The following is a 10,242-nucleotide window of genomic DNA, read 5'->3' as shown; positions in this document are numbered from 1 at the left end:
GACTATAAACACTTGGAAAAAGTTTCGATATTAAGCCGAAAAATCTGCATCGCGAAGTGAATTAAACTATCCTGCCCAGTAGCTTAAAGAAAAAGCAACCGGTCTATTGATCGGTTGCTTACTTTTTCTTCTTGAACTAACGTTTTATCGTTAGCTCAATAACCTAGTAGCTTGAAAATAAGAGGCACCTTAATGTCCTCAGCTTTATAGCAGTTTTCAAATTTCTCTTTAAGTAATAAACTTCGGCAGGCAGCTCCTGATTCTTCATATATATCCGTATTAACATTCAAATCAATATTTCTATATTCATTATATGTAGGACTTTCATTTTTTATAGAAAGGACGTCTATAGATTTCCAAGATATCGAAAAATCATCTTTATGGTTACTTGAATATACCTTTTTCTTTTCACCAGTCTGAGTTTGTTCAACTTCGACAATATAACTTACCCCACCTGCTGCACCACCATAATTTAAATAATACGGGCTAGCTTTATATTTACCATCTGGTGATTTTATGGAATCTGAAAATAATGTTGCGTTATCAAGACTTTTAAAATTATAAAAGTACCTATTATAACCAATTAAAAATGATATACCAAAAATCAATAGTAGAATAATAACATATCTTTTTTTCATATAGCCCCCTGGTGCTCATTGATCTAAAACAATTCACTAATGTAATATTATACCATAAAACCAAAAAAATCATTCAATGCGGTATTAAGTTAACCTGCTGGTTAACTTAACGGAAAATGGAGCAGCTGCCAACCGGCAAGCTACTCCCTGATGTGTTCAACTATCGTTTTTCGTAAGCTTAATGTTTTATTATGATGCGATGAATAATTTTTAGCAGGTGATAGCATGTATTCTCTTCCTAGCCATTTTGCTATGACATCGGGTTCTTTAAGTCCTCATCATATAAGTCTTCATTTATAACAAATCCTTTGAAATATCCCTCTAACATATAACTCAATCTTTCATTATACAAATGTAAATTATCGATTGGGAAGTTTTTAATTTCATACATATCATTGGGAGATAAGTGATGTATAAATTTCTTCAATATTTCATTATGTGTGTATACAATTGCTTTTGTGGTAGCATTATCGTCTTCTAATTCATCCTTAATTTTATTGCTTGTTATTGATATAACACTATTATAGTAATCCCAGAATGCACCCTCTTGAAAAGAACTTTTTTCATGGAAGTAAAATAAAAAACTACCTTCTAATACCTTTTCATTCATAAATAGTATTTCTAAGTCTTTGTCCATTAAATTTTACCTCCCACCTATGACACATTTAACAAAACTTTCATTATGTGAAGTGTTCGCGAAGTGAACACTCTATCTTGCCCTTTAGATCAACAAATGCTATCGGCAGACTGCTCTATCCTGTATTGAACTAACGTTTTTTCGTTAGTTCAATCATTTTATTCTTCATCAGAACACATGCATTCAGATAATAGCTTGTTAACTACGCTTAAGTCATCAAAATCCTTCAGATTAATCAAGGAAGCCACCGCCCTGTTTATAAACCATTCTCGAAATTATTATCTGTCCACCACTCTACCATGCCATGAGTTTCAATCTTCGTCTTCAATGTCAGGATAGTAACGAATATAGTAGTCAACAGCACCCTAATAAAAAAACCCTGATATGTAAATCAAGGTTCTAGAGATAAACATGCAAGCTGAATTTAATTTGTTTTACAAACATGTACATAAGAAAACATTTAAGCTATTTAAGTTTTGCTCAAAGCACTGAAGAAAAAGCCCATAATTTCATCTGTTATTCTGTGATAAGTTTTGCTAATTCCTCTAGGTACTCAATACTTACATCATCAAAAACAGTATTAATAGTATAGGCATACCTTTCAGACATCATATGAATAGCCTTTCTTGCTTCTCCCTTAACATATACAACTTTGTATCCATTAACCTCTCCAGTTGTTATTTCTGCATCTGAGTATACACCGGAAGTATAGAAATCAACTGCTTCTTCAGGAGTTATATTTAAAGGAACTTGGATAAAATCTACAGCAGAACCGCTTTCTAAAATATAATTTGCACTAACTTCGATAGAGTCATCTCCATAGTCTGTTGTATAACTACCTAATAATTCACTAATCGGATTATCATCTGTTATGTCCGCGGAATACTTTTCAATCACACTTGGATTAGCCAAATCCAACGGTATGTGTATTTGATCATTTGGCACTGTAGAAATAGGCTTAATTGTTACATTATGATCTTCTTGTATCTCTGTATTTTCTAAAGTTGATTTTTCTGCTACGTTTGAACTGTAGTTAGCTTCTGATGCGAAAGTTGTATAAGTATATGTGCTTCCACCGACTAATAATGCCGCTGTTATGATACTCGCTAAAAATTTTTTGTTCATTTATTTGAATCCTCCTTTTTTATTTTGATTAATCTACATTGAAATCCCCAATCCACTAGCAACAATAAGAGCCTATCTTACATGTGACAGTGAAACTTATAAAATCTCCAATATTACCATCCTAAAATCTGTTTTTTCGTTAGCGTAATTAACCAGTTGTGAATTTAATGATCCCCTGCACCTAAATAACTTTCTGCTGGCACTTTGTATAATACATAATTGGTAGTCCACATCTGCCCTGTTATAATAATCCTTCCTTCACCTTCAAAAAATATCCCAGAACCCTCGTAAGAGTCATACTTTAACCCTTGATCCTCCATCTCCCTTATGACTTTGTCTCTTCCTTCTTGTTGATTTCCGCTATAACCGAGCCAATAAAATCCATTAACTTTTGATAATTCAACTAGTTCATTGTTACTCTTATCCAATTTTTCAACAACTTCTTTCTTTGATATACCTTCAAAAGGAAGCGTTGGATAATAAGCTTTACTAGAGTAAAACCAAAAACTTAGTAAGATAATTACTGCCAGTATTAATGCAATTAGAAGAAATAATATATCCTTTTTCGTTTTCACGTTGGCCTTAACTCCTTTTTTTTAAATAAGTTTTTTCGTTAGTTGATGTATTTGTATCTAAACTTCCTCCTACCGACCTTATATACTCACTTGTTGAGTCTTGAGCTTTTTGGACTGTTGGATAGTTTTAAAAATCCGATTAAAGTAAGAATTAATGAAATGACAATTAGACCAAATCGTATTAAATTACTCATTTCCCCTCTCCAATCCCTATTAAATTCAATAACAATGCTTTCTACTTATAAGAATACTTTCAACAGATTGAAGCCTCAATCATTTCAATAGCTCCACTTTCTCCGTCGACAGAATCGATACCCTTCTCACAATTTTCTTCATTTTCCCACTTAATTAAATAGCTATTTCTTTTGAGGTCTACCGATAGTATTTTGACTTTGCCGATGTGTTTAGTATGTTGTTCAATAACGCTTAATTTTGCTTGTTCTTCTGCTACTTTTAATTCTGCAGTATTACAACCACTTATAATAAAAATCAGAAAGATAAACATTGTAGCAATCCCTTTCATATCCCTTCCTCCTTTATCACTTAACGTTAATTTCATTATTAAAGTTACAAATAATTCTTCATTCAACTAAACTGCTCGTTTGCATAACTAAAAGAGAGCAGCTGCCAACTGGCAAGCTGCTCCCTGCTGTGTTCAACTATCGTTTTTCCGTTAGTTGAATAGGGGACCAAGTAATTTAAATTCAATAACGATTATTATTGCTCCTCCGTTTATGTAATTAAAAGAAAAAAACTCTTTTTTTACTTTCTCAATTTTGAGTAGGTTCCCATTAATTTTTCTTTTGTTTCCTATCAATAAATATCCAAGTGTAATATATCAACCAAAATACAATAGGAACTAACGACACATAATGTCTCTGATTTGCTGGAATAAAGTAAAGTAAAAATAGCCCAATTATAAACATTGGTGGCATTAGAATAAAGTACTTCTTCTTATCCAACGTGCATCACCCCCTCCGTTTTGTTTAATTCTAACAAAAAAACCATTCTATCACACAACTAACCTGCTCGTTGTATAACTAAAAGGGAGCAGCTGCCAACTGACAAGCTGCTCCCTGCTGTGTTCAACTAACGTTTTTTCGTTAGCGTAAACGTCAAATTATATCGATAAAGATGAAATGATTTGTTGCTGTAAATTATTACTTAAACCCTCTCAAATCGGAGTACAATGTTTTCAAGATTATCCTTGCTAGCCTTTACCTGAATACCTTGGGACTGTATAACCGTATGGGTTGGAGATAATGATTTTATAGCAAATATATCATCGATTTTTAACATCACACTTTTATAGATTTATTACTCATGGATTTGCATAGCTACCGCTTTAAGGTAATCAACTGTCACATCAGGATCAACAGTTGCAATTACATAAAGATGATCGTTTGATACTATATATACGACTTTTGGTTGGTCATCTATAATTACTGCTTTGTATCCATTAATTTCCTCTACACTGATTTTAGCGGCATCATAATATTCCGAATTTTTAAAATATTCTACTGTTGATTCTTGAGTTCCCTGTATATCATTTTGAAAAATTTGGATCTCAGATCCACTTTTCAGCTTATAATCAACTCTAGTTTGAATTTCATCACCAAAATCAGTTGCCAAAGCGTTCAAATCAATAATTGGGTTTTCACTAATTTCTGTGACTGCAGCTTTAGACTTGCTAGAAAGAGGCTTGCCTACTAAATCCAAAGGAATATGATTTCCTGCTTGATAAACCTCTAATAAAGGAGTAGTTGTATACGAGTAGTCAGTTGATACATCAGCAGTTTGTTCCACTTTATATGAAGCTGTTACAGTTGTTGTATTGGATATTGTTTCATCACTGGCGTATACATTCAAGGTATATGCTCCTCCAAGAAGTAATGTAGCAGCAAGACTACAGGAAAGTATTTTTTTCTTCATTTTCATCCATCCCCTATATACTTATATATTTTTTCCTTGCTCTTTAAATATTACTAGAGAAGTATATCACGTCATCGTTATACTCATCAGTCATAATTTACCAATATTAATATTATTTCTATAATGACTCTTTAGTAATAGGGAATAATATTAACAAACATGCATTCATCCACAAAACATCTATACTACACAGCTACCACACATTTATTGAACTATACTGCCCAGTTTGCATAACAAAAAGGGCAGCTGCCAACTGGTAAGCTGCTCCCTGCTGTGTTCAACTAACGTTTTACAGTTAGGTTAATCATCTAACTATTTCCCTCTGATAGCACCTTTAATATAGTTCTTCGCTTCGGCGAGTGTTGCATGTATAAATTTTATGGACACATCTAATTCTTCTTTTGTTGTCTCATTGTATAGTTGCTGTTCGCCAAGCGAATTAAGCTCCCCGATCAGCTCGTCCTCTAAAGAAGGAAGTCCATTTCGCACCTCAATTATGGAGAAATCATCGTCCGCGGTCTCTACAGCAAAAAAACCTAGCCTTCTATACTCAACATAAACTCGACCTTTCATTAAATCATTCTCCCTTACATAAAAAGGTAACTATTTTATTTTAACAATACAATCCACATATTGGAACTAACTGCCGAATATCTTAAAGAAAAAGTAAGCAACCGGTCTATTGATCGGTTGCTTACTTTTTCTTCTTGAACTAACGTTTTACCCATACCAAGTCAACTTTACGGTTGCCGTTTATGTTGGTAGGCATTTCCTGCGCTCACGGGACGATGAACCTCCACCCGATATTGAAGCGCTGATTCGCAAAAACATTTTGCCGTCTCCACCCATTCGCCCAGGGCAGAAGAATATGCCCAAAATCCGCTATAAATCAGCTATTAGCTTCGCCTACAGAGTAGCATAATTCAGTCCACATAAACATTTTTTCAAGCGGATATTCCACCTGCTTTGTTTGCTGTGCTCTTTTTTTCTTACTTGTATCAAAAAAAAAACAAACAGCACAGGTATTTTACCCATGCCGTTTCGAATTTCATTTTTTCTTAGTCCTATCTAGAGCTTATCTTAATGACATTGCCCTATTAAGGACATCTTTTTTTAAGCCTAAGTATTAGTTATAAATGTTACCCGCAACATCCACAGCCACTGCCTGTCTGTTATAAATCTCTAGTGAAAGCGGCGTAGAGGTTGGTACATCATTAAAATATACGCCGAACCAATTCCCTGTATCACTTTCTGGGATATTCTTGTAGATGCTAACAGCACTTACTCGTGTATAAGCAGATCCTCCTAGGAATTCATCTAGGCGATAGTCAACATATGCAGTGCCTTGAAGTGTTAGGTCTTGCCATCCGTGAATCCTAGTACCTGTGTTATACGGGCCCGAAAAGGTTCCAGCAACACGACTTACGGCGGATGCTGGAATTCGACGATCATACCACTCGATGGTCACGTAACGGTTGAATGCTGGATAAGTCTACTGAATTTTCAGGAATCGAAGCAAAGAGATCCGGGAGATTTGAAGAAATGGTTGCAACATATACTTCATCTTCCCCAACTACTTCCTCTGCAGGTGCCGCAGAATCAGATTTTGCAAACGATGCTTTTTCAGCAGCATAGTCATCTTTTTCTACAAATGTTACGCCCCGTTCAACTACAAGCCATTCACCATCTTCTTGAATTACAGGCAATTCAAATGCTGGGAAGTCACGCCCATTGGCATATTCATTATCTACTGTTGCAACAAAATGAATGTCACTTACTTTTTCAAATTCAAGAACAGTGTAGTCTACTACTTTGACATTCTCGTAGCCCTCTACTGTAGCGAGACTTTGAATTTCAGTTTCGTATTCTGCCCGGGTTGGCCATGCAATGCTTTTACTATTATTAAGAATAGTTTTGGGATCTAAAGCCTTTAATCCCTCATAATAGCTAGTCAAAGCTTCCTTTGCTTCAGCTTCAGGAGAAGCTTCAGCACCAACCATACCAGCTGAACCTACCAACATAGCGGTTGCCAATAATAAACTGCCAAATTGTTTTTTCATTAACTCTCTACCTCTCTTTTTTTGGGATATTTACTATATTTTGTATTTTGAATTAATTTTTCTAGGAAAACAACCTCCTTCTGTCATTTAATTTGATAGATTATGTCGAGTAACTTTGTTCCCTTACATAAATAACGCAATAAGGAACTATAAAGTTAGGAATAATCTTAATTTTTTAATATTATCTAAAGCGGCCCCCATCTATCCGCCCCAAAAAGGTTTAATAAATATCAAAAGTTACAATAACTTCGTGCATATTGAACGCAAAGGTTGGAACTATGTCATACGGGTAAGGGTGTAAACTCCAATGGTATTTTTTCGAGATTACGTTTTGCCATCAGTAGAGAGTTTGATATTGATGTTCATCGGACACTCATCAAAAAACAAAAGGTTAAGGCTCAGCCCGAGCTTTACAAGTACATCCCTTCCACCTCTACATTTGATTTCTTGGATTTGAATGAGCGCATGTTTTATCCAATTTCCTTTCGGGTTGTTCGTTTTATCCTGCCTAATGGCACTTATAAAACGATCATTACCAATCTTTCTGCTACTGATTTCCCCCCTGATGAAATCAAAATACCCTGTTGGTCTGACAAATTTTCACGCAAAGAGACAAGAATCCATCACCCAAGAGATTCCTTCGCAAAAATGATCATGTACAATTTTGCTAAAATGATTACCTCGCACGGTGGATAAACGGTACCCATAAACTTTACGGTCTCTGTTTACGTTTGTAGACATTTTCTGCGCTTACGAGACGACGAATCCCCACCCGATTTGGAAGCGCTGATTCGTAAAAACATGTTGCCAATTCGATCTATTCGTCAAGGGCAGAAGAATACACGAAAAATTCAGTATAGATCCGTTGTTAGCTTCGTCTACAGAGTAGCATAATCCGTTTCACACAAACTTTTTTTAGCGGATATTTCATCTGCTTTGTTTGCTGTGCTCTTTTTTACTTACACCAAAAAAACAGCACAGGACTTTTTCCCGTGCCGTTTTAAATTTAATTCAGGTTTTGTCTTAAAGCTTAACTAAATGACATTGAGTTTTTGGTCGGCTGTTTTTTTGTTCTTATTTTGAACTAACGTTTTTCCGTTAGCTTAATCTACACTTCATTAACTGTTCTAGAAATTTTTTTTCTAATCTCCGCTACCAATAATTTTTTTCATCTTCGGATATTCCATCAGCGCTAAGCTTTCTTGCTGCAATAGGATCAATCCAAGACTCCACGTCTGCATATCCAATACCGGCCAATCTCTCGTATTCATCCATAAATATGCGGATACCAATCTTTGCACCAAGTTTATTTAACATTTTTCCCCCATTCTTTAGAACAGAACATTTTAAATAAATTTGTGAGGCTGTATCTCTAAGCAAAGTTCGTTTCTATAAGTATAACATTGGTGTTTTAATACCTTATATTCATCCCAAATACAAAAAACGACCACACCGATATGGGTATCGATAAAATTACAAACAAAGTATATATAACCTTCTTCACACTACTGCCTTTAGTATCTTTCTTAATGGCAGAAACAGCTATAAGGATATACATCACCACAAAGAAGAACCAACTCAAGTAAGTTGACCACACTAATGCCTCAGGACTACCGAAACCTGTTTTATCAAACATAGACATATAAGCAACCTCTTGAGCACTCACCCCTAAAAGTGAAGCTACGACAAACAATACACATATAGACGTTATTCGTCCCCTCATAAACACTCTCCCTTTCACTTCATCTTCGCATATAAACTGGTCCGTTATCAAAGATAAATACACTTTTATTTTACTTATGTCTAAAATCCGTTGTTTTGTGAATATGTTAGAACGGCTGCACACAAAAGTTGCCTAGTAATTGAAAGCTAGACTATGAAAATGAGAGTTCGTATCTTTGGGAAATAATCCTCCTATGCTCCATTTTAGAGTTAATCGAAAAAAAGCAAAATCAGCGTTTTCGGCTGATTTTGCCCAAAAATAGAGTTTGCTTTATTCGTCGCCCTGGAGATCGTTTTCTCAGCTAAAGCAACTGAAAAGACTCGTTCAGGTGTGACGCTAGTTTATTTTTTTATTTCAATGTAATTGTACTTTTTCTAGTAACAAAATCCATTTACAGAAGTTTTCTTATGATTTTTTTGCAAGACAAAAAAAGAACTCAATCCGCTTAAAGATATAAAAGAGCATAAGGGAAAACTGACCCCACTTTCAGTGTGGTATTAGGCAGAGCCTAATGTTCTGCCTAATACCGATTTTAATTCTAATTTAAAAGAGTCTACTACAACTCGGTGAAAATAATCAACGAACATTGCACTATCCTGCCGGTTTGCATAACTAAAAGGAGCAACTGCCAACTGGCAAGCTGCTCCCTGCTGTGTTCAACTATCGTTTTTCCGTTAGCTTAATGATCAGCATTTCTTCTTATAATAGGGTTCATCGTATCGTTGGTTGAGCAAAAGCTAAGAGCACCCGATTCGGGTGTCCTTTGACGTCATCGAATTGACGGTCGACAACGATCCAGCAAAAATCGGTATTTGCATAGTTCTAAAAGGGCTCGCTGTATCGATTAAATTGCCAAATAAATTTCAATAATAATATATTATTCTATTTTATTACATAACTTCGTTCATTGCGGTCTTGCTTCAAACCATTTATTTAAAAAAACCTATTCATAACAGCCATTTCTGCAATCAATTCAACTGGTTTAGAAGAAATATCCAAACGGTTAATAACGCTGAACAGAAATCAGATAGAATAAATAGATTAAACCCGACTTCTAAAAGCGTAATCAGGTTTTTACAATAAGTAAACTATAATTGTAGAAATAAATTATCGATCAATCTTCCCAAACATCGTCCATAAGCTTCTCAATTTGCTTCTCTCGTTGCTCTATTTCAGTCGGTTTTGGCTTCCATACGTAACTACATCTCCCACTTTGATAAAAGCATCAACAATGGAATTAGAAACATCATGTGTCTGTCCATCTATTTCGATTACCGCGTAATCACCTTCAAACCGATCAAAGATTCCTTTCATTCATTAACCTCCTTTTTATTTTTTACATCGCAAAAGAGCAGAAGGAAAGCAACATAAAATAGCATTAGTCGCATGGCAAATAAGCTAGTTCATTGGCTTTATGTCATCCTGAAGATCAAAAATCTTTTCGCACTGCCAAACTTTTTTGAATTGGTGTAAGCTTCCAAAAAATGGGTTGGAGGGTTATTTGTCATCATGATTTAAGTTCCTTTTACCGATAATCTTGACAAGATATTAG

12 protein-coding genes are annotated in these 10,242 nt (G+C 35.0%); 1 reads left to right on the top strand and 11 read right to left on the bottom strand.

Features of this window, described 5'->3' with window-relative positions:
• Nucleotides 1-155 precede the first annotated feature (155 nt).
• The 9 genes from H9647_RS11010 to H9647_RS10970 form a co-directional block, all read right to left on the bottom strand.
• Complete coding sequence (locus H9647_RS11010) at nt 156-638, bottom strand: DUF5412 family protein (protein WP_191799815.1); 483 nt, start codon at nt 636-638, stop codon at nt 156-158.
• 250 nt (nt 639-888) lie between these two features.
• Nucleotides 889-1,275 carry an Imm41 family immunity protein gene (locus tag H9647_RS11005; protein ID WP_191799814.1) on the bottom strand — a complete coding sequence of 129 codons (387 nt, stop codon included), beginning with the start codon at nt 1,273-1,275 and terminating at the stop codon, nt 889-891.
• Between the two features lie 516 nt (nt 1,276-1,791).
• The gene (locus tag H9647_RS11000) at nt 1,792-2,400 is read right to left on the bottom strand and encodes a hypothetical protein (protein ID WP_191799813.1); all 609 of its coding nucleotides are present in this window, start codon (nt 2,398-2,400) and stop codon (nt 1,792-1,794) included.
• A gap of 164 nt (nt 2,401-2,564) precedes the next feature.
• Nucleotides 2,565-2,975 carry a hypothetical protein gene (locus tag H9647_RS10995; protein ID WP_191799812.1) on the bottom strand — a complete coding sequence of 137 codons (411 nt, stop codon included), beginning with the start codon at nt 2,973-2,975 and terminating at the stop codon, nt 2,565-2,567.
• A gap of 253 nt (nt 2,976-3,228) precedes the next feature.
• Nucleotides 3,229-3,498 carry a hypothetical protein gene (locus tag H9647_RS10990; RefSeq protein ID WP_191799811.1) on the bottom strand — a complete coding sequence of 90 codons (270 nt, stop codon included), beginning with the start codon at nt 3,496-3,498 and terminating at the stop codon, nt 3,229-3,231.
• A gap of 794 nt (nt 3,499-4,292) precedes the next feature.
• Nucleotides 4,293-4,907, bottom strand: coding sequence for a hypothetical protein (locus tag H9647_RS10985; RefSeq protein ID WP_191799810.1), 615 nt, complete (start codon nt 4,905-4,907; stop codon nt 4,293-4,295).
• Between the two features lie 312 nt (nt 4,908-5,219).
• Entirely contained in the window at nt 5,220-5,480 is a 261-nt protein-coding gene (locus H9647_RS10980) for a hypothetical protein (protein WP_191799809.1), read from the bottom strand.
• A gap of 553 nt (nt 5,481-6,033) precedes the next feature.
• Entirely contained in the window at nt 6,034-6,375 is a 342-nt protein-coding gene (locus tag H9647_RS10975) for a hypothetical protein (RefSeq protein WP_191799808.1), read from the bottom strand.
• Nucleotides 6,356-6,967 carry a hypothetical protein gene (locus H9647_RS10970; protein ID WP_191799807.1) on the bottom strand — a complete coding sequence of 204 codons (612 nt, stop codon included), beginning with the start codon at nt 6,965-6,967 and terminating at the stop codon, nt 6,356-6,358. The genes H9647_RS10975 and H9647_RS10970 overlap by 20 nt, the downstream gene beginning before the upstream one ends.
• Nucleotides 6,968-7,237: 270 nt before the next feature.
• On the opposite strand from H9647_RS10970, the gene H9647_RS10965 reads away from it, so the two are divergent.
• Nucleotides 7,238-7,663 (top strand): hypothetical protein, encoded by a 426-nt coding sequence (locus tag H9647_RS10965; protein WP_191799806.1) that lies wholly within the window; start codon nt 7,238-7,240, stop codon nt 7,661-7,663.
• Between the two features lie 446 nt (nt 7,664-8,109).
• Here H9647_RS10965 and H9647_RS25995 read toward each other — a convergent pair whose 3' ends face one another.
• Nucleotides 8,110-8,238 (bottom strand): hypothetical protein, encoded by a 129-nt coding sequence (locus H9647_RS25995; protein ID WP_263621317.1) that lies wholly within the window; start codon nt 8,236-8,238, stop codon nt 8,110-8,112.
• A gap of 1,619 nt (nt 8,239-9,857) precedes the next feature.
• The gene (locus H9647_RS10960; protein WP_225229212.1) at nt 9,858-10,004 is read right to left on the bottom strand and encodes a DUF3006 domain-containing protein; all 147 of its coding nucleotides are present in this window, start codon (nt 10,002-10,004) and stop codon (nt 9,858-9,860) included.
• Nucleotides 10,005-10,242 lie beyond the last annotated feature (238 nt).

Source organism: Paenibacillus gallinarum (assembly GCF_014836635.1).
GTDB lineage: Bacteria > Bacillota > Bacilli > Paenibacillales > Paenibacillaceae > Paenibacillus > Paenibacillus gallinarum.
The sequence above is the reverse complement of the archived record's forward strand: the minus strand, read 5'-3'. Positions and strand labels throughout refer to the sequence as shown.